This is a genomic window from Micromonospora cathayae (assembly GCF_028993575.1).
GTDB lineage: Bacteria > Actinomycetota > Actinomycetes > Mycobacteriales > Micromonosporaceae > Micromonospora > Micromonospora cathayae.
The window spans coordinates 1,617,400-1,637,731 of record NZ_CP118615.1; the positions used below are offsets into that span (position 1 = coordinate 1,617,400).

25 protein-coding genes are annotated in these 20,332 nt (G+C 72.9%); 13 read left to right on the forward strand and 12 right to left on the reverse strand.

Translation table 11 applies throughout. The features are described from left to right. Positions 1 to 15: 15 nt before the first annotated feature. Positions 16 to 765 (reverse strand): ZIP family metal transporter, encoded by a 750-nt coding sequence (locus PVK37_RS07545; RefSeq protein WP_275033051.1) that lies wholly within the window; start codon positions 763 to 765, stop codon positions 16 to 18. A 40-nt stretch (positions 766 to 805) separates the two neighbouring features. Further along, entirely contained in the window at positions 806 to 2,011 is a 1,206-nt protein-coding gene (locus PVK37_RS07550) for a GNAT family N-acetyltransferase (protein WP_275033052.1), read from the reverse strand. A gap of 128 nt (positions 2,012 to 2,139) precedes the next feature. Between PVK37_RS07550 and PVK37_RS07555 the strand changes: the two genes are divergently transcribed. Both PVK37_RS07555 and PVK37_RS07560 read left to right on the forward strand, forming a co-directional pair. Beyond that, the gene (locus PVK37_RS07555; RefSeq protein ID WP_275033053.1) at positions 2,140 to 2,889 is read left to right on the forward strand and encodes a TetR/AcrR family transcriptional regulator; all 750 of its coding nucleotides are present in this window, start codon (positions 2,140 to 2,142) and stop codon (positions 2,887 to 2,889) included. A gap of 3 nt (positions 2,890 to 2,892) precedes the next feature. Further along, on the forward strand, positions 2,893 to 3,630 hold the full coding sequence (locus tag PVK37_RS07560) for a VC0807 family protein (protein ID WP_275033054.1): 738 nt from the start codon (positions 2,893 to 2,895) through the stop codon (positions 3,628 to 3,630). Here PVK37_RS07560 and PVK37_RS07565 read toward each other — a convergent pair. From PVK37_RS07565 to PVK37_RS07580, 4 genes are all read right to left on the reverse strand, one after another. Beyond that, the gene (locus PVK37_RS07565; protein WP_275033055.1) at positions 3,596 to 4,315 is read right to left on the reverse strand and encodes a PP2C family protein-serine/threonine phosphatase; all 720 of its coding nucleotides are present in this window, start codon (positions 4,313 to 4,315) and stop codon (positions 3,596 to 3,598) included. The two genes, PVK37_RS07560 and PVK37_RS07565, sit on opposite strands and share 35 nt — an antisense overlap. Before the next feature lie 78 nt (positions 4,316 to 4,393). Beyond that, positions 4,394 to 4,789, reverse strand: a complete 396-nt coding sequence (locus PVK37_RS07570) for a hypothetical protein (protein WP_275033056.1) — start codon at positions 4,787 to 4,789, stop codon at positions 4,394 to 4,396. Between the two features lie 120 nt (positions 4,790 to 4,909). Next, positions 4,910 to 5,647 (reverse strand): 5-formyltetrahydrofolate cyclo-ligase, encoded by a 738-nt coding sequence (locus tag PVK37_RS07575; protein ID WP_275033057.1) that lies wholly within the window; start codon positions 5,645 to 5,647, stop codon positions 4,910 to 4,912. Positions 5,648 to 5,659: 12 nt separating this feature from the next. Beyond that, a complete protein-coding gene (locus PVK37_RS07580) occupies positions 5,660 to 6,826 on the reverse strand; it encodes a helix-turn-helix transcriptional regulator (protein WP_275033058.1) in 1,167 nt (388 codons plus the stop codon). Between the two features lie 234 nt (positions 6,827 to 7,060). On the opposite strand from PVK37_RS07580, the gene PVK37_RS07585 reads away from it, so the two are divergent. Genes PVK37_RS07585 through PVK37_RS07595 form a run of 3 tightly spaced genes read left to right on the forward strand, consistent with a single transcriptional unit; the run spans position 7,061 to position 8,953 of the window. Beyond that, positions 7,061 to 8,269: a helix-turn-helix domain-containing protein gene (locus tag PVK37_RS07585; RefSeq protein WP_275035004.1), complete on the forward strand. Its 1,209-nt coding sequence runs from the start codon at positions 7,061 to 7,063 to the stop codon at positions 8,267 to 8,269. A gap of 3 nt (positions 8,270 to 8,272) precedes the next feature. Beyond that, positions 8,273 to 8,503, forward strand: a complete 231-nt coding sequence (locus tag PVK37_RS07590; protein ID WP_275033059.1) for a hypothetical protein — start codon at positions 8,273 to 8,275, stop codon at positions 8,501 to 8,503. A gap of 57 nt (positions 8,504 to 8,560) precedes the next feature. Continuing rightward, a complete protein-coding gene (locus tag PVK37_RS07595; protein WP_275033060.1) occupies positions 8,561 to 8,953 on the forward strand; it encodes a YybH family protein in 393 nt (130 codons plus the stop codon). A gap of 43 nt (positions 8,954 to 8,996) precedes the next feature. Here PVK37_RS07595 and PVK37_RS07600 read toward each other — a convergent pair whose 3' ends face one another. Next, positions 8,997 to 9,542: a helix-turn-helix domain-containing protein gene (locus tag PVK37_RS07600; protein WP_275033061.1), complete on the reverse strand. Its 546-nt coding sequence runs from the start codon at positions 9,540 to 9,542 to the stop codon at positions 8,997 to 8,999. A 63-nt stretch (positions 9,543 to 9,605) separates the two neighbouring features. Here PVK37_RS07600 and PVK37_RS07605 point away from each other — a divergent pair, with 63 nt between their 5' ends. Further along, positions 9,606 to 10,865 (forward strand): benzoate/H(+) symporter BenE family transporter, encoded by a 1,260-nt coding sequence (locus PVK37_RS07605; RefSeq protein WP_275033062.1) that lies wholly within the window; start codon positions 9,606 to 9,608, stop codon positions 10,863 to 10,865. Here the strand turns inward: PVK37_RS07605 and PVK37_RS07610 are convergent. The 4 genes from PVK37_RS07610 to PVK37_RS07625 form a co-directional block, all read right to left on the reverse strand. Further along, the gene (locus PVK37_RS07610; protein ID WP_275033063.1) at positions 10,807 to 11,175 is read right to left on the reverse strand and encodes a hypothetical protein; all 369 of its coding nucleotides are present in this window, start codon (positions 11,173 to 11,175) and stop codon (positions 10,807 to 10,809) included. The genes PVK37_RS07605 and PVK37_RS07610 overlap by 59 nt on opposite strands. A gap of 68 nt (positions 11,176 to 11,243) precedes the next feature. Then, on the reverse strand, positions 11,244 to 11,540 hold the full coding sequence (locus PVK37_RS07615) for a hypothetical protein (RefSeq protein WP_275033064.1): 297 nt from the start codon (positions 11,538 to 11,540) through the stop codon (positions 11,244 to 11,246). Positions 11,541 to 11,620: 80 nt separating this feature from the next. Continuing rightward, positions 11,621 to 12,094, reverse strand: coding sequence for a large conductance mechanosensitive channel protein MscL (gene mscL, locus PVK37_RS07620; protein ID WP_275033065.1), 474 nt, complete (start codon positions 12,092 to 12,094; stop codon positions 11,621 to 11,623). Between the two features lie 40 nt (positions 12,095 to 12,134). Next, positions 12,135 to 12,818: a FadR/GntR family transcriptional regulator gene (locus tag PVK37_RS07625; RefSeq protein ID WP_275033066.1), complete on the reverse strand. Its 684-nt coding sequence runs from the start codon at positions 12,816 to 12,818 to the stop codon at positions 12,135 to 12,137. 49 nt (positions 12,819 to 12,867) lie between these two features. On the opposite strand from PVK37_RS07625, the gene PVK37_RS07630 reads away from it, so the two are divergent. Further along, positions 12,868 to 14,193 (forward strand): MFS transporter, encoded by a 1,326-nt coding sequence (locus PVK37_RS07630; protein WP_275033067.1) that lies wholly within the window; start codon positions 12,868 to 12,870, stop codon positions 14,191 to 14,193. A 20-nt stretch (positions 14,194 to 14,213) separates the two neighbouring features. Here PVK37_RS07630 and PVK37_RS07635 read toward each other — a convergent pair whose 3' ends face one another. Continuing rightward, positions 14,214 to 14,570 carry an STAS domain-containing protein gene (locus PVK37_RS07635; protein WP_275033068.1) on the reverse strand — a complete coding sequence of 119 codons (357 nt, stop codon included), beginning with the start codon at positions 14,568 to 14,570 and terminating at the stop codon, positions 14,214 to 14,216. Between the two features lie 149 nt (positions 14,571 to 14,719). Here PVK37_RS07635 and PVK37_RS07640 point away from each other — a divergent pair, with 149 nt between their 5' ends. From PVK37_RS07640 to PVK37_RS07665, 6 genes are read left to right on the forward strand one after another with little or no spacing between them, the layout of a single operon-like run. Next, complete coding sequence (locus PVK37_RS07640) at positions 14,720 to 15,586, forward strand: STAS domain-containing protein (RefSeq protein WP_275033069.1); 867 nt, start codon at positions 14,720 to 14,722, stop codon at positions 15,584 to 15,586. After that, on the forward strand, positions 15,586 to 15,999 hold the full coding sequence (locus PVK37_RS07645; RefSeq protein ID WP_275033070.1) for an STAS domain-containing protein: 414 nt from the start codon (positions 15,586 to 15,588) through the stop codon (positions 15,997 to 15,999). Before PVK37_RS07640 ends, PVK37_RS07645 begins: the two co-directional genes overlap by 1 nt. Further along, positions 15,996 to 16,415, forward strand: coding sequence for an ATP-binding protein (locus PVK37_RS07650; RefSeq protein ID WP_275033071.1), 420 nt, complete (start codon positions 15,996 to 15,998; stop codon positions 16,413 to 16,415). Before PVK37_RS07645 ends, PVK37_RS07650 begins: the two co-directional genes overlap by 4 nt. Further along, positions 16,412 to 17,422: a SpoIIE family protein phosphatase gene (locus PVK37_RS07655; RefSeq protein ID WP_275033072.1), complete on the forward strand. Its 1,011-nt coding sequence runs from the start codon at positions 16,412 to 16,414 to the stop codon at positions 17,420 to 17,422. The genes PVK37_RS07650 and PVK37_RS07655 overlap by 4 nt, the downstream gene beginning before the upstream one ends. Then, positions 17,419 to 18,777 (forward strand): sensor histidine kinase, encoded by a 1,359-nt coding sequence (locus PVK37_RS07660; protein WP_275033073.1) that lies wholly within the window; start codon positions 17,419 to 17,421, stop codon positions 18,775 to 18,777. Before PVK37_RS07655 ends, PVK37_RS07660 begins: the two co-directional genes overlap by 4 nt. A gap of 2 nt (positions 18,778 to 18,779) precedes the next feature. Continuing rightward, positions 18,780 to 20,318: a SpoIIE family protein phosphatase gene (locus PVK37_RS07665; RefSeq protein WP_275035005.1), complete on the forward strand. Its 1,539-nt coding sequence runs from the start codon at positions 18,780 to 18,782 to the stop codon at positions 20,316 to 20,318. Positions 20,319 to 20,332 lie beyond the last annotated feature (14 nt).

Here is a 20,332-nt window from a genome sequence, read left to right on the forward strand (position 1 = left end):
GGCGAGCACCACGGCTCAGGTGTGGGAGAGGGCGAAGGCGGTCAGGAAGCCGGCCACGGTGACCAGCCCGACCAGCAGGTGCGCGTTCTCGAACGCCTCCGGGACCATGGTGTCGGTGATCATCGCCAGGATCGCCCCGGCGGCCAGCGCGGTGATCGCGGCCAGCACCGTCGGTGGCGCGCCACCCAGCAGCGTGTACCCGACCAGCGCGGCCACCCCGCTGACCAGCGCGATCCCCGCCCACAGCAGGAAGACGTACCGGCTCGACCGCCCGGCCCGGCGCATGCCGGCCGCGCTGGACAGCCCCTCCGGCACGTTGCTGAGGAACACGGCTGCCACCGTGACCACGCTGACCGGGCCGCCGCTGAGCAGGCTCGCCCCGATCACCACCGATTCCGGTACGCCGTCCAGCAGCGCCCCGACCGCCATCGCCGTACCCGAACCGGGCTTCTCCCGCTCGGAGGGCTGCCGTTCGCCGGAGCGCTTCCGGTGCCGGGCACCCCGCCGGGCCAGCGCCAGGTTCGCCAGCGTGTACGCCAGCGCGCCGCCGGCCGCGCCGAGCGCGGTCGGCAGCATCCCGCCCTGCTCGTGCGCCTCCGCGATCAGTTCGAACGACACCGCCGACAGCAGCACGCCCGCCCCGAACGCCATGATCAGGGCGATCACCCGTTGCGGGACGGGAAGATACCAGCCGGCCAGCGCGCCCAGCAGCAACGCCGAGCCGGCCACCAGCCCCCAACCGCCCGCCTGCAACCACTCCGGCACGTGCACCAGTCTGCCCCGTCGACCGGGGGCGGCAAACCGCTCAGAAGCCGGCGTGCAGGTACGGCAGTTCGCGCGGGAAGAGCCGGCGCAGCTCCCCGACGGCGTCGGCCGGTACGGCACCGAGCCCCCGGACCACCACCTCGGCCGGGTCGAGCACCCCGTACGCCAGGGCGGACAGACCGGCGGCGGTGAGCGTGGCGGTCGGCGTCGCCGCCCCGCCCGCCGTACCCGTCGTTCCCGGTAGCACCTCCAGGTGCCCGGTGGTGCCGTCCAGCAGGTACGTCCCGGCGAGCCAGCGGTCCCCGGTCAGCTCGACCCGGCAGCGGCCGGCCCCGGCGGGCAGCCCGGCCAGCGCGTCCGTGGACAGCAGCCGGACCATCGGCGCGGAGTGGTCGGGGCGGGTCACCCGCGTCTCGCAGACCACCGCGAGATCGGTGAGCCAGAGCTCGGGCAGCTCACCGGGGGCCACCACGACGCTGACCCGGTCCACCTGGTCGACGTGCCGGGCGAGGAACTGCAACAGCAGGGTACGGGCCAGCGGGCTGAGGGCGAGCAGGCCGTCGGCGTGGACCGTGCCCCCGTGATCGTCGATCCGGTACGTCAGCAGGCCCTCGGTGACCCCGTCGACCCGCGCGGTGACCAGCCAGCGGCTGTCGTCGTCGCGGACCCAGACCCGGCGGCGCTCGGGGAACACCGCGAACCCGTGCCACTCGCCGAGGCAGCGGTCCAGAAAGGCGGAGTACTCGTCGTACCCGGTGCCGGTCCGGCCCCAGGTGACCTCGCCGGGCAGTTCGGCCCGGAGCAGCGCGGCCAGGTCGGCGACCGGGAAGGTGACGGTACGCGGCGCGGGTACCCCGACGTAGCCGAACCGCTCGTAGAACGAGGGGCGGAACGGGTACAGCGCGGAGAGCAGCTGTCCCTCGTCGTGTGCCTCGTCCAACAGGTGGTGCAGCAGCTTCTTGACGTGTCCCTGCCGGCGGGCCAGCGGGTGGCTCGCCACGCCCGCGACGCCGGCCATCGGCAGCACCCGGCCGCGCAGGTTCTGCCGCATCGGGATGGCGGTCGCGGTGGCCAGGGCGGTGCCGTCCTCCTCGACGACGAGGGTGCGGCTCCCCTCCTGGTACGGCAGCCAGGTCCGACGCAGCTCGTCGTGGTCGGCGACCTTCGGTGACGCGTCGAAGGCGTACGCCCGGAGCGGGTGGCTGAGCGTCAGGATCTCCTCGCCGGAGACGCGGCGGATCGTCATCCGCTCATCCCAGCCCGGTCGGCGGTTCTCCGCAAGCCGATTCGCCGGCCCTGGCCTGCCCGGGGCCGGACGGCCACCGCACTGCCCGCCGGTACCCGATCCTTGCTTGGCTGTGCTAATTTTTGCTCATGCGAGCAAAGGGTGGTGCTGGTCGATCGGTCACCGAGCAGGCCCGCCGGGCCCAGATCGTCGCGGCGACCATCGGGACCATCGCCGAGCTGGGCTACCGACGCACCTCCTACGCCGAGATCGCCCGCCGGGCCGGGCTGAGCAGCACCGGGATGATCTCCTACCACTTCGCCGGCAAAGCCGAGCTGATGAGCGAGGTCCTCGCCGAGGTCCACGCCGGCATCGGCGCGTTCATGGCGGAGCGGGTGGGCGCGCAGCCCGGCCCGCCGGAGCAGCTCCGCGCGTACCTGGAGGGCATGGTCGAGTACCTCGACCGGCACCGTGCCCCGATGCGGGCGCTGCTGGAGATCTTCCTCAACGCGCCCGCCGAAACCACCGGCACCGCCGCCGAAACCACCGACACCGCCGCCGAAACCACCGACACCGCCGCCGAAACCACCGGCGGCGACGCCGGCACCACGACTCCCGGTGGCACCGCCGGCACGGGGGAGGGCGGTGCCACCGGGCCCGGCGACCGGTCGTCGGCGGACGCCGACCGTCGGGCGCTCGGCGCCCTGGAGGGCATCCTCGCCGAGGGACAACGTCGGGGCGACTTCCGCGACTTCGACGTACAGATCATGGCGATGACCATCCAGCGCTCGCTCGACATGCTGCCCTTCGCGCTGGCCGCCGACCCTGACCTCGACCTGGCACGCTGCGCCCGCGAACTGACCACCCTGTTCGACCTCGGCACCCGCCGGGAGCCGTGAACCGTGCCCGGCCCGGTCGAGCCCGACGAGAGCACGGCGACCACCACCGCCCCCGGGGCGACCGGCGGGCCACCGACCCGGCCCGGCGACCTACGACCGCTGCTCCGCCGAGGGCTGGTCGGTCTGCTCGGCCCGCTGTTGCTGTACCACCTGCTCCGGCGGCTGGGCGTCGACCCCGCCCCGGCGGTCGTGCTCAGCAGCACGCCGGCCGCACTCTGGACCGGGTACGGGCTGCTCACCGGCCGGGCGGTCGACAAGGTCGGCATCGCGGGCCTGGCCGCCACCGCGCTCGGCGCGGCCCTGACCCTGGCCGCCGTGGACCCGCGACTGGTCTTCGGCCGCAGCGCCCTGATCACCGGCGGCGTCGGCATCTGGTTCCTGTCCACCGCCCGTGGCCCGCGCCCCGCCGCGCTGCGACTGTCCCGGCCGGTCCTGGAACGGATCTTCCACCGGGCCGACTGGGACGACCTGTGGGCGCGGCAACCGGAGTTCCGGCGGATCTGGCGGGTGACCACCGTGCTGATCGGCACGGTGCAACTGCTCGACGCGGCCCTGCGGGCCACCCTGGCCTGGACCGTGCCGCTGGACCTGATCCCCGCCCTGACCACCGCCACCAACCTGACCGTCGGACCGGTCCTGCTGGTGCTGGTCAACGCCTACCACGTCCGCGCCGGCCTCTACCGGATGCTGGCCGGCGGCCGGTGGATCAGACCTCGGTCAGGTCGGAGACCACCACGGTGACGTTGTCCGGCGCACCGGCCTGGTGCGCCAACTTCACCAACTGCTCCACGCACTGCTGCCGGTCACCGTACGTGAACACCGTCGAGGCGACGGTGCTGTCGTCGACGTAGTCGGAGAGCCCGTCGCTGCACAGCAGCAGCCGGTCCCCGGGCAGCACGGTGTACCGGGCCACCGTCGGCGGCGCGTCCACCCCCTGCACGGCCCGGGTCACCAGGGCGCGTTGCGGATGCCGCCGGGCGTCGGCCGGGCTCAACGCGCCCTGGTCCACCAGCGCCTGCACGAAGGTGTCGTCCTTGGTCAGCTGGTGCAGCGTGCTCTCCCGCAGCAGGTAGCACCGGGAGTCACCGACCTGGGCCACGACCAGGGTGTTCCCGGCCAGTAACGCGGCCGTCAACGTGGTGCCCATCCCGTCCCGGGCCGGATCGGCGTCGATGGCGGCGCGGATCCGCTGGTTCGCGGTCTGCACCACGGCCCGCAGCGCGTTCTCCGCCTCGTCCGGCGTCTCCGGCGGTATCAACTCGTCCAGGATCCGGATGACGATCTCGCTGGCCACCTCGCCGGCCGGCAGCCCACCCATGCCGTCCGCCACCGCCACCAACCGGTCACCGGCGAGAGCGGAGTCCTCGTTGTTGGTCCGGACCAGGCCGACGTCGTTGAGGATGGCCGAGCGGAGGATCAGCGTCATGACGTGAAGTCTGCCAAGAAGACCGGGCCGCCGTCTCCATCCCACCTCGGTAAGGATCGCCGTGGCGCGGGTGCGCGGTCAGGAGCAGATCTCCTTCGGGCCGGTCGCCTGCGGCCGCAACCGGAACGTCACCACCGGGCCGCTGGGGTGGTGGAACTCCGCCTCGGTCGGCGAGATGATCCGCATGGTGCCCTGGGTGGTCAGGAAGCCCCAGTCCGCCGGTGGCCCGCCGTCGCCGTCCGTGAGCACCTGGACCGCCTCGTACCACCGCCCCTCGATGTTCGCCTCCCGCACACCGCAGTGGGTGTACAGCGAGTACGGAAACTCGCGGTATCCGGTGGGTTCCGCCGGCACGCTGGCCGAGGTCGGCATCGTATTGGGCGTCGGCCCGCTCCGGTCCGTGCCGGTGCAACCACCGGCCAACGTCCCGCCTGCCAGCAGCAGTGGCACGACCAGCAGCATCCTCGTCCGCAACTCAGCTCCCCGTCCGTCGCTCCGATGCTCGTTCGGATGGGACGGACGGGCGGCCACTCCCGTTCCCGCCCATCGAGGCGGCGGGGGCCGGAGGCGTACGAGCCGCGCCGTTCCACCTGATCAAGCGTTGCGGCGTAGCAGGCGGGCGAGGGCGGGGATCTGGTCGCGCTGGTCGGGGCGTAGGTGAGCTTCGATGATGCCGGTCAGGGCCTCTCGTCGTGGCCCGAAGTCCAGTACCTCGTGCGGAGTCGCCGCGAGACCCACCGGGAAGTCGTGGGTCGCGTGGGGCAGTGCGTCATCGATGAGTTGGCGCTGATGAATAGTGGTGGCTATGACGGTGTCGATGGTGACGAGGTCAGCGTCGGCGAGCAGAGCGACCTCCAGGTCCGAGTAGCCGGCACCCTTGCCGATCCGTACGCCGTCCTGTCGGCTGACGGCGACGCTGCCGCAGACGACCAGGTCGATCGGCTGCATCTCGTCGGGGTCGACGGTGGGAGCGGCGTCGGCTGCTCCGGTGCTGGTGGCGGCGACTTCGAGCGGGACGTCGAGGGCGTGGGGATCGAGCAGGTAGAAGGGCTTGGGGGCGGCGAGGCGTGGCACCGCCATGTACAGCAACTTGCCTTCCTGAAGCGCCCGCATCCGTACAGGGAACTGCGCCAGGTCGGGGTTGCACTTGACGACCTGCGCTGCCTTCCACGCGTCCGTGTCGGCGAGTCGGGCGGCGGCGGTTTCCTTGCCGACGAAGTCGGGGATGTGTCCGTGGACGCCGGGCGGGACGGCACGGCTGTGCTCGAGGAGGTCCCAGACGCGGTGTCGCACCTGCTGCTTGGCTCGATCGACCTCGTTCAGACTGGTCACGTGGGCGGCTCCCTACGGGGTCATGAGGGTCAGGAGTCGGTCGTTGACGTCCTGGACGGCGGGCTCGTCGCGCCAGGGACGTAGCTCGCGGGCTGCGGTGAAGGCGAGGTTGAGGCCACCTCCGGCGCGGGTTCGCTCGATGACGTCGATGGTCTCGTGCAGGTAGGCGGTGGCGGCGTCCACGTCGCGTTGCGCGATGCTGGCGCGCGCCAGGTTGCCCAGGACGACGGCGGTGGACTTGCGGCTCGCGGCGGTCAGCTGCCGGGCGCTCTCCAGGGCGACGATCGCGTCGGCCGGGCGGTTCAGGAACAGCCAGCAGGAGCCCGCGAGTCGCGGGTAGTGGCTCGGGCAGAACAGGACGGTGGCTGGGTCGTGGCCGTCGACTGCGGCGAAGTGGACCTCGGCGGCGGTGAGGGCGTCGGCGCAGTCCCGGGGCCGGCCGAGCATGGCGTGTGCCTCGGCACGGTGCAGGTGGGCCAGCCCGGCGATGACGTGGCTGGTGTGCTGGCCGACGGCTGCGGCGTTCGCGGTCAGGGCGAGGCTGTCCGTGGGCTGCTTGGTGCCGTACAGGGAGAGGTAGCTCTTGCGGAGCAGGGCGTTGGCCTCGGTGACGGCGTCGCGGGTTTCCCGGGCAGCATGGATGGCCTGATCGAAGTATGCGGCGCTGACGTTCTGGTCGCGGCGTTGAGAGGCGTCCCAGACGAGCTGACCCATGAGGGTGGCGGATTCGGCGACCGCTGCCGCCAGGTCCCGCTGGACCGGTCCGGTGCCGGCGTGCTGCCGGAGGAAGATCGCTTGGCCGTGGAGCTGCCCGGCTTCGGCGAGTAGGAGCGTGGAGGGCAGCCGGTCGTAGCGCTCGTCAAGGTTCTGCACGCGTTCCCGCAGGTAGGCGACGCTGACCAGGTCGACGCGACGGGGATGCCGCAGGACGTACTCGAGACGTTCCTCCGGTGCTGACGGCGGCTGGCCGACATCGGCCAACAGGTCGGCGAGTTCCTCGACCGACAGCCGGAGGGCCGCCGCCAACCGTGGCCGGTGCCATGGCTGGGGATCGGTTTCGGCCCGTTCCCAGCGGACGACGGTCGAGCGGTCGACGCCGAGGGACTCGGCCAACCGTTCCTGGCTCAGCCCGACCGCCTTGCGGCGCTGGGCCAGCCGGTGTCGGCGTCTACCCGGCACCTGTCCTCCCTTACCCCCGTGGCTGTTACGGAATCCATTCAGTCAGGTCACGCTGCGCAACGCAATGGGGATGCATCAGTTCTGCGCCGCTGGCGCCCTGGGAGCCCCGGCCGGTTGGCGATTGGCTGGACGCACGGACCCAGCGGCACGGGCCGCTGTCTGGGAGAGGTGATGTCCGGTGACGACACACGTACCCGCCGGGGTTCTGCACCACCGCTTCCTCGGGTGGACCAGATGAACGCCGGCCGGTTGGATTCGGTGCCGATCGGGCGGCGGGTGGCGTACTGGCGGGGCCGGCGGAAACTCTCCCAGCAGCTGTTCGCCGACCGGCTCGGCAAGTCGAAAAGCTGGGTCGACAAGGTCGAACGCGGCGTCCGGAGGCTCGACAAGCTGTCCACGCTCCAGGAGATCGCCGCCGTGCTGCGCGTCGACCCGGTGGTGCTGCGCGACCCGGACACCCAGCCGGTCGAATTGACCGAACGCCATCAGGGCGTCGAGCGCATTAGGGCGGCGCTCTGCCGGTACGAGATCCCGCTCGGTAGGCCGGCCGGCCGTCGTCCGGTGCTGCCCGCCGACCGGATGGCCCGCCAGGTCGGGTACGCGTGGACGGCCTTCCAGCATGCCCGGTACGCCCAGCTCGCCGACCTGCTGCCGGACCTGCTCACCGACGTCCAGCGCACCCACGCCCACCAGCCCGGCCCCGGACGGGTGCCGCTGGTCGAGGCGTACCGGATCACCGCCGGACTGCTGGTCAAGCTGGGCGCGGCCGATGTGGCGTGGCTGGCCGCCGACCGCGCGATGCTCGCCGCGACCGGGGACCGCAGCCTGGTCGCCGCCGCAGCCGTGCAGCTCGGCCAGGTGTTACGCGCCGCCGGGCGGGCCCGGGAGGCGCAGTCGCTGCTGCGGGCCGCCGCGTACCGGATCGCCCCATCGGTCATCGAGTACGGCACCCCGCCTGAGCTGTCCCTGTGCGGCACCCTGCTCGTCCAGGCCGCCCTGGCCGCCGCGAGCCACGAGGGCGACAGCGCCACCGCCGAGCTGATCGACGAGGCCGCCGGCATGGCCGAGCGGGTCGGCGACGGGCACGACCACTACCGCACCGGTTTCGGACCCACCGCCGTCGACCTGGCCCGTACCGCCGTCGCCGTCGAGTCCGGCGACGCCCGCGCCGCGATCGGCTGGCACGGGAAGGCCACCGGTCGGGCCGGCTGGCGGTGGCTGCCCGCCGAACACCGCGCTGCACACCTGCTCGACACCGCCTGCGCCTACCTGCACACCGACGATCCGACCAACGCCGCCCACGTCCTGCTCGAAGCCGAGCGCACCGCACCGTCCGAGATCCGGTACCGGCCCGCTGCGTGGGACCTGCTCGGTCAGCTCGCCCGCGACCCGTACGCCCCCACCACGATCACCCGGCTCGCCACCACCCTCGGCGTGGGCTGAACCGTGACCGCCCCGTTCCTGTCCCTGGCGCAGATCCGCAACCGGCTGATCCTCACCGCCCGGACGGTCCTCCGCCAGCACCGGCCCGGACCCGACGGACACTGCCCGACCTGCCGTACCCCGGCCTGCCGGGTGGGGACCGCCGCCCGCGACCTGCTGCGGGCGGCGGGCGACCCGCCACTGCCGGGCACCGCCACCGATCCGCCGTCATCCGATGTCGCTCAGCCGGAATGAGCCACATCCCCATAAGGAGCGACGTGGCTCGGGTACGAGGTGGAAAGGTGGGCAGCCATGGACAGGAAACAGGTGACGGACTGGATCGCGGCCTACGAGCGGGCCTGGCGTACCCCGGGCACGGACACCCTCGGCACGATCTTCACCGAGGAGGCGAGCTACCGTCAGGGGCCGTACTGGACTCCGGTCGTCGGTCTGCCGGCCATCGCCCGGATGTGGGACGCCCAGCGCGACGGTCCCGACGAGGTGTTCCGGATGTCCGGCGAGATCGTCGCGGTGGACGGCGACACGGCGGTGACCCGGATGGAGGTCCGGTACGGCGACCCGGTCCGCCAGGAGTACCGGGATCTGTGGATCATCCGGTTCGCCGGGGACGGCCGGTGCCGGTCGTTCGAGGAGTGGCCCTACTGGCCGCAGCAGCCGACCGGTCTCGAGTCCGCCGGTAGCTGACCGGGAGCCGCCGTTCCCGCCACCGGGAACAGGCCGCTCCTTCCTACTCGCGGGGGTAGCGGAGCAGCAGGCTGGCGGTGACCTCCTCGTCGCCGACCGCCGCGTAGCAGTGCGGTACGTCCGACGTCCAGCGCAGGTGCCCGCCGGTGGCGGCGGTCAGTGGCGCGTCCACCGGGCCGGCCCGGAGCACTCCGGTGAAGACGGTGACGTGTTCGGTGACGCCGGCCCGGTGCGCGGGCGAGACCTGCCCGGCCCCCGGTGCGACCCGCAGCCGGTACAGCTCGTAGGTCGCCCCGGCCTCGGTGAACACCTCCAGCAGGGTGGCGCGCACGGCGGCGCCGCGCACCGAGGGCGCGCTCGCCGGCCCGGCCAGCACCGCACCCAGGGGTACGCCGAGCTGCGCGGTCACCGCGTAGAGCGTTTCCAGGGTCGGGTTGCGGGTGCCGTTCTCCAGCCCGGAGAGGGTGGCCTTGCCGACGCCGGCCAGCCGGGCCAGCGCGGAGAGCGAGATGCCCCGCTCCTCGCGGAGTACCCGGACCCGCTGGCCGATCGCGGCGGCTCCGGGGTCGCTGGCTCCGACGGTGGTCATGACGCTATCGTGCACCACAGCGCCGTTCCGTATACGGAACGACCTGTCCGGAAGGGGCCGCGCATGACGGGGAGCCTGCAACCCGTACTGGCCGGTGTGGTGACCGCCCTGGTCGGCTTCGCCAGCTCGTTCACGGTGGTGCTGGCCGGGTTGCGGGCCGTCGGGGCGACCGACACGCAGGCGTCCTCCGGACTGCTCGCGGTCTGCGTGCTGTCCGGGGCGAGCGCCGTCTGGCTCGGGCTACGGCACCGGCTGCCGATCAGTATCGCCTGGTCCACGCCCGGGGCCGCCCTGCTGGTCGCCACCGGGCCGGTGGCCGGTGGATGGCCGGCCGCCGTCGGCGCGTTCGTGGTGTCCGGTTTGCTGATCGTCGCCGCCGGGCTCTTCCCGCCGCTCAGCCGGGCGGTCGCCGCGATCCCCAAGCCGATCGCGGCGGCGATGCTCGCCGGGGTGCTGCTGCCGCTGTGTACCGCGCCGGTCCGGGCACTGGTCGAGGTACCCGCCCTCGCCGGGCCGGTGGTGCTGGTCTGGCTGCTGCTGCACCGGTACGCCCGGCGCTGGGCGGTGCCCGGGGCGCTCGCCGTCGCCGTGGTGGCGATCGCGCTGACCGCCCCGCCGGCCCGGCCCGGCTCGGCCGGACTCTGGCCGGTACTCGACCCGACGGTGCCCAGCCTCAGCCTGTCCGCCCTGGTCGGGCTGGCGGTACCGCTGTTCCTGGTCACCATGGCCGCGCAGAACGTACCCGGCATGGCGGTGCTGACCGGCTACGGCTACCGGCCGCCGTTCGGTTCCGCGCTGCGCGTCACCGGGCTGGCCAGCGCGGTGGCCGCCCCGGTCGGCGGACACGCGGTCAACCTGGCGGCGATCACCGCCGCCCTCGCCGCCGGCCCGGACGCCCACCCGGACCCGGACCGCCGGTGGATCGCCTCGGTGACCGCCGGTGTCGGGCTGGCGCTGCTCGGCCTCGGCGCGGGCGTGGCGACCACCCTGGTACTGCTCTCGCCGCCGGTGCTGATCGAGGCGGTCGCCGGCCTGGCGCTCGTCGGCGCGCTGGCCGGCGCGCTCGCCGCCGCCCTCGCCGAGCCGGACGCGCGGGAAGCGGCGGTAGTGACCTTCGTGGTCACCGCGGCCGGGGTTTCCCTGCTCGGGGTGGGTGGGGCCTTCTGGGGGCTGCTCGCCGGCGGGCTGATGCTGCTGCTCTTCCGACGCCCCCGCCCGGCTACCGCCCCCGCCCCGGAGGACGGGGGGACGGTGGCGGGAGCGGCTACTCCTCGACAGCCAGGTCGGCGGCCGGGACGGAGAGGCGTACCTGCTGGTCGGTGACGGTGGCGATCTGGTCGGCGGGGGCGTACACCGCGCCGTCGGGGGCGGAGACCTTCAGGTAGCCGGTACGCAGCAGTCGGGCCGCCAGGTCGGCCGGTACGTCGGGTTCCTCGACGGCGGCGGACTCGATCAGCTCGTCCAGGCTGCTGCCCGGGTCGGCGGTGGTCGGGGCCTGCACGGTCACCGCGTTCGGGTCACCCCGCTGGACCATGTCCACCGTGCCGACCGGGGCCCCGGTCGCGTCGACCACCGTCATGCCGGTGGTGATCCGTGCGATGACCGTTTCCGCGTCCGTGTCCTGTCGCGTCATGCTGGGGCGGTTCCCGGCCGGTCGGACGCCTAAACGCCGGGCCGGTCGGGCCGTTGGCCGCCGTTCGGTCAGGCTGTCGAAGGCCGGGGGTGGTGGACGCCCGGCCGGTCGGGGTGATGGGCGGTCGGTGGTGCGCCGGCGGACGGGCGCGGGGACAGCTCACGCCAGGTGTCCGCGCCGTCGAGCAGGGCGCGGACCGTCTCCTCCGCCTCCTCCGGGCTGTCGTACTCGTAGAAGCGGGAGACGCCCTCCGCGCCTCCGGCGCGCTGCTCCACGTACCAGCGGTCGGCGTCGGTGCGGAGGAAGACGTCCCGTCGGCCGAGCCGCCCCCACTTGCCGTTCCACCAGTGCTTTCGCTGCTCCATGCCGGCACTGTATCGAACATGCGTACGAAGAAAGTCGGCCCCCGTGAGATTCCCACGGGGGCCGATGTGCGTGCGGCGGGTCAGCGCGGGGCGGGCGGCTCCGGCCGGCGGCCCAGCACGTCGTCCAGCGCGCCGCGCTGCTGGCCGGGGGTGGTGTGCCCGGCGGTCACCAGGGCGTCGCGGATCTCGGTGAGCAGCTTGACCTCCTCGCTGGGCGCCTTCGGCGGCGGCTCCTCGCCCCGCTGCCGCCGCTCGGCCAGCTTGTTCATCGGGTAGACGACCAGGAAGTACAGCGCCGCGGCGGTGAGCAGGAAGGTGATCAGCGCGTTGACGAAGGCCACGTAGTCGAAGTCGATGCCCCGGAACGACCACATCGAGCCCTTCAGGCCGTCCTTGTTGCCGGTGATCAGCACGATCAGGACCCGGACGAGCGGCTCCAGGAACGACTTGGTGAGCTGGGTGACCACCCCGGTGAAGGCGGCACCGATCACGACGCCGACCGCGAGGTCGACGACGTTGCCGCGCATGATGAAGTCCTTGAAACCCTTGAGCATCCGTGCACTCCCGCAGTCCGGTTACGACGTCGGCCACAACCTATGCCCCGGTCGGATGCTCCAGGAACTCGCCCGCCTCCCGGGCCGCCCACTCGGGGTCGCCGGCCCGGATCGCGGCCACCAGCCGACCGTGGTCGACGTACCGCTCGGGGGTCAGCACGTCCCCCATCGCCTGCGCGACGGTGGCTCGCAGTGCGGTGCCGAACGAGGCGTACAGCTCGGCGAGCATGGCGTTGTGCGCGGCGGCCACCACCGCGACGTGCAGCTTCGCGTCGGCCTCGACGAACTCGGCCAGCCGGTCGGCGTGCCAGGCCGCCTCCCGTTCGGCCAGCGCCGCGTCCAGCGCCGCCAGGTCGTCCGGGGTACGCCGTAACGCGGCCAGCCGGGCGGCCTCCACCTCGAACGCCCGGCGTACCTCGATCACCTCGGCCATCCGGTGGTCACTGAGCCGGCGGGCCACCACCGGGGCCAGCTCGTCGGTGGAGACCACGTACGTGCCGGAGCCCTGGCGACACTCCAGCACCCCGGCGTGCGCCAACGCGCGGACCGCCTCCCGGACGGTGTTCCGCCCCACACCGAGGGCGGCGACCAGTTGCGGCTCGGTCGGAATCCGCCCGCCCAGCGGCCACTCGCCGCCGAGGATGCGGGCTCTGAGCTGCTCGATCGTCTCGCTCACCCGACGGCCGCGCGGTGGCACGGGCGAGGAATCAACGGACGGTGTCACTGGTTACAGCTCCTGCCGTAATTCATCCCATGATTGTAGGTTCGAGGTCATGACCCCGCCAGCAGCCGCCCTCACGGAGCCCGCCACAGCGACCGTCACCCCCACCCCGGCACCGACGCCGGCCACCACTCCCGTCCCGGCCACCGCTGCCGCCCCCGACCCGAGCGCGGTTCCCGCCCCGACCGTACGGCCGGGGACCGGGGGCGCGCTGGTGCTGGCCGGGATGCTGCTGGTCGCGCTGAACCTGCGGGCCGCCATCACCAGCCTGGGCGCGCTCCTCGACGAGGTACGCACCGGACTGGCCCTCTCCGGCGCGCTGGCCGGGTTCGTCACCACGCTGCCCACCGTCGCGTTCGCCTTCTTCGGCGCGTTCACCCCGTGGCTGGTCCGCAAGGTCTCCCCGGCCCGGGTACTGCTGGCCGCGATGGTCGCCCTCGCCGCCGGCCAGCTGCTGCGGGTGCTCACCGACTCGGCGCTGGTGTTCCTGCTCACCAGCGCGCTCGCCCTGGCCGGGATCGCGGTCGCGAACATCCTGCTGCCGATGCTGGTCAAGCAGCACTTCCCGCACCGCACCGGGCTGGTCACCGGGGCGTACACGGTGGCGATGACGCTCGGTACGACGGTGGCCGCCGCTGCGGCGGTGCCGGTGGCGCACGCGTTCGGCTCGTGGCGGGTCGGGCTCGGCGTCTGGGCCGGGCTGGCCGCGGTGGCCGTACTCCCCTGGGTGCCGTTGGCGCTGCGGGCGCGGGCCGCTGCGCGGCGGGCGGGACGGCCGGCGGGCGCGTCGACCCGGATCCGGATCCGGCCGGAACGGACCCGGCTCGGCTGGGCCATGGCGGTCTACTTCGGGGCGCAGTCGCTGAGCGGGTACGTGACGATGGGCTGGCTGGCGCAGCTCTTCCGGGACGCCGGCTACCAGCCGCAGGACGCCGGGCTGCTGCTCGCCGGGGTGACCGCGTTCGGGGTGCCGATCGCCCTGGTCATGCCGACCATCGCCGCCCGGATGCGGACGCTACGCCCGCTGGTGCTGTTCCTGTCGGCGGCGATGATCCTGTCGTACCTGGGCATGGCGGTCGCGCCGCACGACCTGGCCCTGCTGTGGGTGTTCCTGCTGGCCGTCGGACAGGGCGCGTTCCCGCTGATCCTGACCACCATCGGGCTGCGGGCGCGGACGGCGGAGGGCACCGTGGCGCTGTCGGCGTTCGCGCAGAGCACCGGCTACCTGATCGCCGCGCTCGGCCCGCTGCTGGTCGGCATTCTGTACGAGGCGACCGGCGGCTGGCACCTGCCGATCGGCTTCCTGCTGTTCGCCGCCGGGGTGCAGGCCGGCGCCGGCCTGGCGATCGCCCGCCCCCGCTACATCGAGGACGAGTGACCGGGCCCGGTGCGGGAGCCTCAGGGGGTGGCCGGGGTCTCGTCCCCGGCTACCGCCTCGTCGACGGTGGGGTAGGTCTGCAACACCTCGACCAGCCCGCTGACCTCGAGGATGCGCAGCACTCCGCGCTGCGGCGCGGCCAGCCGCACCACCCCGCCGGCCTCGTCGCAGCTGTTCTTGGCGCGCACGAACACCGACAGCCCGGTCGAGTCGCAGAACGAGACGTCAGCCAGGTCGAACACCAGGCGGCTGCGCCCCTTGTCGAGCAGGTCGGTGATCTGGTCCTGCAACTGAGGAGCGGTCGCCATGTCCAGCTCACCCGCGACCGAGACCACGACCACGTCGCCACGCTGTTCCGTGTGCACCGTCAAGGACATTCGCCAGACCTCCTGTTGTCGGTGGAACCGTATCCCACTCCAGGGGTCGGACGCAGGACGGGAGCGCTCCAACGTTCCTTTGCCGTGCGGCAACTAGTTCCGACCGGCCCGGTGATAGAGTCCGCCCCGTCCAGCTGGAGGGGGAACCGATGGCACTGAGCGCGGAAGCAAGCGGACGCCTGATCGCCCTGCTCACCGAGCATGTCGAGCAGATCACACAGCGCTGGACCGAGGCGGTCGCCGCCTCGCTGCGGGGCCGACTGAGCCACGCGGAACTTCGCAGCCAGGTACAGGATCTGCACCGTAGCATGATCATCGCTGGCGAGGGCGGGGTGCTCGACCTGGAGTCGGAGCGGGCCGCCGAGCTGCGGGCCGTGCTGGCCGAACTCTCCCGGGGGCGTGCCCGGCAGGGCTTCACCGCCACCGAGACCGCGGTCAGCATCTACGCCCTCAAGGACGTGCTGCTGGAACTGCTGGAGTCCGGCGGGTACGAGGGCGACCGGCTGCGTGACTACGTCGCGTTCTCCACGCTGATCGACCAGATGGGGCTGTTCACCTTCGAGAGCTTCGTCCGGACCCGGGAAAGCCTGATCGCCGACCAGGCCGAGCAGCTCCTCGAACTCTCCACCCCGGTGGTGAAGCTCTGGGAGGGCGTGGTCGCCGTGCCGCTGGTCGGCACCCTCGACTCCGCCCGCGCCCAGGTGGTGATGGAACGCCTGCTCCAGACCCTGGTCGACACCAGCTCGCCGTACGCGATCATCGACATCACCGGGGTACCGGCGGTCGACACCCAGGTCGCCCAGCACATCCTCAAGACCGTGGTGGCCGCCCGGCTGATGGGCGCCGACTGCATCATCTCCGGCATCCGGCCGCAGATCGCCCAGACCATCGTGGCGCTCGGCATCGAGTTCGGGGACATCGCCACCAAGGCCAGCCTCGCCGACGCGCTGCGGCACGTGCTGCGGCTCACCGGCGTCGAGACCGCCCAGCGTCGCGCCGCCCGCCGGGAACACTGATGGAACGGGTGCCGGTCCTGAAGATCGGCGACATCCTGCTGGTCTCCATCCAGGTGGACATGGAGGACCAGACCGCCCTCCAACTCCAGGAGGACCTGGCCGAACGGATCGTCGCGACCGGCTGCCACGGGGTGATCATCGACATCACCGCGCTGGACATCGTCGACTCGTTCATCGGTCGGATGCTCTCCACCATCGCCTCCATCTCCAAGGTCCTCGACGCCGAGACCGTGGTGGTCGGGATGCGGCCGGCGGTCGCCATCACCCTGGTCGAGCTGGGCCTGTCGCTCAACGGCATCCGGACCGCGCTGAACGTCGAGCGCGGCATGGAACTGATCGCCGCGGCCCGCGCCGACGACCTCGCCCCCGACCTCGACGACATCGACACCGAGACGGCGGCGACGTCGTCATGACCACCGGCGTCGACCTGGGCCACCCGCAGGCGCAGGCGATCCGGAGCGACGAGGACGTGGTCCGGGTACGCCAGTTGGTGCGTACCGTCGCGGTCGCCGTCAAGCTGTCCCTGGTCGACCAGACCAAACTGGTCACCGCCGCCAGCGAACTGGCCCGCAACACCCTGGTCTACGGCGGTGGCGGCACGGCCGAGGTGATGACCGTCGACAACGGCCGGCGACGCGGTGTCCGGATCGTCTTCGCCGACACCGGTCCGGGCATCGTCGACCTGGACCTGGCGCTGACCGACGGCTACACCACCGGCGGTGGCCTCGGGCTCGGGCTCAGCGGGGCCCGTCGCCTCGTCGACGAGTTCGACATCGAAACCGCGCCCGGCAAGGGCACCCGGATCACCGTGACGAAGTGGTCCCGATGACCGAGGACCTCGTCTCCGACCAGGGCCTGTGGTTCCGGGTGGAGACGAGCAGCACGGCCAGCGCGGTACGCCGGGCCGCCGAACGCCTCGGCGGGCAACTGCACCTCGGTGCGCGACGCACCGCCGACCTGGCGATCGTCGCCGCCGAACTGACCAGCAACCTGGTCAAGCACGCCGAAGACGGGGTGATCCTGCTCCGGCCGGTACGCCGCGACAGTGAGGCCGGGGTGGAACTCGTCGCCGTCGACTCCGGGCCGGGCATGGCCGACCTGACCGTCTCCTCGCGGGACGGCCACTCCACCACCGGCACCCTCGGCATCGGCCTGGGCGCGATCACCCGGCAGGCGAGCTGGTACGACGGGTACTCCCGGCCCGGCCGGGGCACCGTGTTCGCCGTACAGGTCTGGCCGGCCGCCGCGCCGCAGCCGACCTGGTTCGCCGGGCTCACCCGGCCGCTCACCGGGGAGACCCGGTGCGGCGACGGGTTCGCCGCCCGGACCGTCGACGGCCGGCCCCAGCTGCTGCTCTGCGACGGTCTCGGGCACGGCCCGCTCGCCGCGGGCGCCACCGACGCCGCGGTGGCCGCCTTCCGGAACGCCCCGCCCGGATCACCGAAGACAGTGGTCGAACACCTGCACCGCTCGCTGTCCCACACCCGGGGGGCCGCGCTCGCCGTCGCCGAACTGGACCCGGCGGCGGCGAAACTCCGCTACGCCGGGCTGGGCAACATCGCCGGCACCGTGGTCGAGGACGACCGGCGGCGCGGCCTGGTCTCGCTGCCCGGAATCGCCGGCCACCAGCGTCCGGTGGTCCGCGAGTACGACTACCCGTTCGGCGGGAACGCCCTGCTGGTCATGCACACCGACGGGGTGGCCGACCGCTGGCGGCTCGCCGAGTACCCCGGCCTGGTCGAGCGGGCCCCGCTGCTGGTGGCCGCCACCGTGCTGCGTGACTGCGGGGTGCGCCGGGACGACGCCGGGGTCCTGGTCGCGCGGGCCCCGGCATGACCGGTACCGTCGCCGCTCCGCTGCTCCAGATGGCGCTCCGGGTCGAGCACGACATCTTCCTGGTCCGGCAGCGGGGCCGGGAGGTCGCCACCGCCGTCGGGCTGGAACACCAGGACCAGGTCCGGATCGCCACCGCGCTCAGCGAGGTCGCCCGGGACCTGCTCCGTACGGTCGGCGGCGCGGACGTGGCGTTCTACGCCGCCGGCACCGACGAGAGCCGGCCGGCCCTGCGGATCGACCTGGCCCCGGTCGGCCCGCTGCCCGGAACCGGGTACCAGCCACAGTCCGGGGCGGTGGCGCGTCTGGTCGACAGTCTGGACGTCACCACGGACGAGGGGGTTACGGTCGTACGGATGTCACGTCGGATCCCGGCCAACGCCGAGGCGTTGACGCCGCAGCGTCTCGCCGAGCTGCGTACCCGGCTCGGCAGCACCGCGCCGGGCACGGCGCTGGACGAACTCGCCCTGCAGAACGAGCAGCTCGTCGCCGCCCTCGACGAGGTACGCAGCCAGCGTGACGAGCTGGCGGTGCTCAACGAGGAACTCCAGGAGACCAACCGGGGCGTACTGGCGCTCTACGGTCAACTCTCCGAGGAACTGGAGGAGACCAACCGGGGCGTGGTGGCCCTCTACGCCGAACTGGACGAGAAGTCCGCCCAGCTGAAGGCGGCCAGCGAGTCCAAGAGCCGGTTCCTGGCGAACGTCAGCCACGAACTGCGCGCCCCGGTCACCGCGATCATCGGGCTGGCCCGGCTGCTCGCCGACTCCGCGTCCGATCCGCTCACCAGCGAACAGGCCCGCCAGGTCGGGCTGATCCGGTCCTCCGCCACCGACCTGCTGGTCCTGGTCAACGACCTGCTCGACCTGGCCAAGGCCGAGTCCGGCCGGATCGAGCCGGACTGGGCGGACGTCGACCTGCGGGTGGTCTTCGGGCAACTGCGGGGCACCCTGCGGGCGCTCGCCACCCGGCCCGGCGTGGAACTCGTGGTCGAGGACCCGCCGTCCCCGGCCACCATCCGCTCCGACGAGGCGCTGCTGGCCCGGGTGCTGCGTAACCTGCTGCACAACGGGCTGAAGTTCACCGAACGGGGCGAGGTACGGATGCGGGCCGAACCGGTCGACGACCGGTGGCGGCTGGTGGTCTCGGACACCGGCCCGGGGATCGCTCCGGAGCTGCACGAACGGATCTTCGAGGAGTTCTACCAGGTGCCCGGCAGCGCGACCGGCACCGGCACCGGGCTGGGTCTGCCGTACGCCCGGCGGCTGGTCAATCTGCTCGGTGGCACCCTGGAGGTGGCGAGCGAGCCCGGCCGGGGCAGCACGTTCACCGTCACCCTCCCGGCGGGTGGGGCGTGACCATGGAGGACGGTCCGGCGACAGTGCTGGTGGTCGACGACAGTCGTACCAAGCGCTACCTGCTGGTGAGCTGGCTGACCCGGGCCGGCTTCAAGACCCTGGAGGCGGAGACCGGCGGCGAGGCGCTGGAACGGGTCGGGGTGGACCCGATCGACCTGGTGGTGCTGGACGTCCGGCTGCCCGACATCAACGGCTTCCAGGTCTGTGAACGGATCAAGGCGACCCATCCGGCCATGCCGGTCGTCCACGTGTCCGCGCACGCCGTGGACGTGGCCGACCGGGCGCAGGGGCTGACCCGGGGCGCGGACGCGTACCTGGCCGAGCCGATCGAGCCGGACGAACTGGTCGCCACCGCCCACGCGGTGCTGCGCTACTACCGGGCCCGCAAACGCGCCGAACTGATGGCCGAGCGGCTCACCCGGCTGGCCGAGACCACCGTCGCGGTGCACGCCGCGCCGAACTTCGCCCGGCTGCTGGAGGCGGCGGCGGTCGGCGCGGCGGAGATCTTCCGGACCCCGGCGGCGGTGGTGGCGGAGACCTTCGACGGGGACTGCCTGGCCGGCGTCTGCGCCGGACCGGGGAAGGCGGGCAGCGTCGTCCCGTGGGTGGTGGACGACACCGGCGTACCGACCGGAGCCACCTCCCGGATCGACGACCCGGCGGCCTGGGGACTGGTCGACTGGCCGGCCGACGACCGGGTGGCGGTGGCCGCGGCCCGGCTGCGGGAAGACCGCGCCCCGCTGTACGTGGTGGTGCCGGCGGGCGTCAACACCCCGGGCATGCCGGTGCTGCTCCAACTCGCCCAGGCGGTCGCGGCGGCCGTCGAGGCGCAACGCTCGTACGACGAGGAACACCGGATCGCGGTGACCCTCCAGCGCAGCCTGCTGCCCCGGCGGATTCCCGAGATCGCCGGGCTGGACCTGGCCGTCCGGTACGAGCCGGCGAGCGCCCAGACCGAGGTGGGCGGCGACTTCTACGAGCTGGTGATGCTCGACGGGCACCTGCTGATGGCGATCGGCGACGTCGCCGGGCACTCGCTGCACGCCGCCACGGTGATGGCCGAGCTGCGGCACGCCGTGCGCGCGTACGCCGTCGAAGGGCACCAGCCGGGGGTGATCCTGCACCTGGTCAACGAGCTGATGCGGACGTTGCTGCCGCAGGAGCTGGCCACCATCTGTGTGCTGCTGGTGCACCCGGGCACCGGTCACGTGCGGATGGCCAGCGCCGGCCACCTGCCGCCGCTGCTCAGCGTGGACGGCCGGGTCGAGTTCGTCACGCACTCCGCGCCACTGCTCGGCGTACGGGCCAAACGGCCGGCGGACCTGGAGTTCGTGGTGCCGCCGGGGGCGACGCTGGTGCTCTACACCGACGGGCTCATCGAGCGCCGGGACACCACCATCGACGAGGGGTTGGCGGCGCTGGCCGCCCGCGCCGAGCACATCGATCCGGACCTGGACGGTTTCTGCGAACGACTGCTGCGGGAACTGGCCCCCCTGGAGATCCACGACGACGTCGCGGTGGTCGCCCTCCGCCGGACCTGACAGGCTGCCGGCGG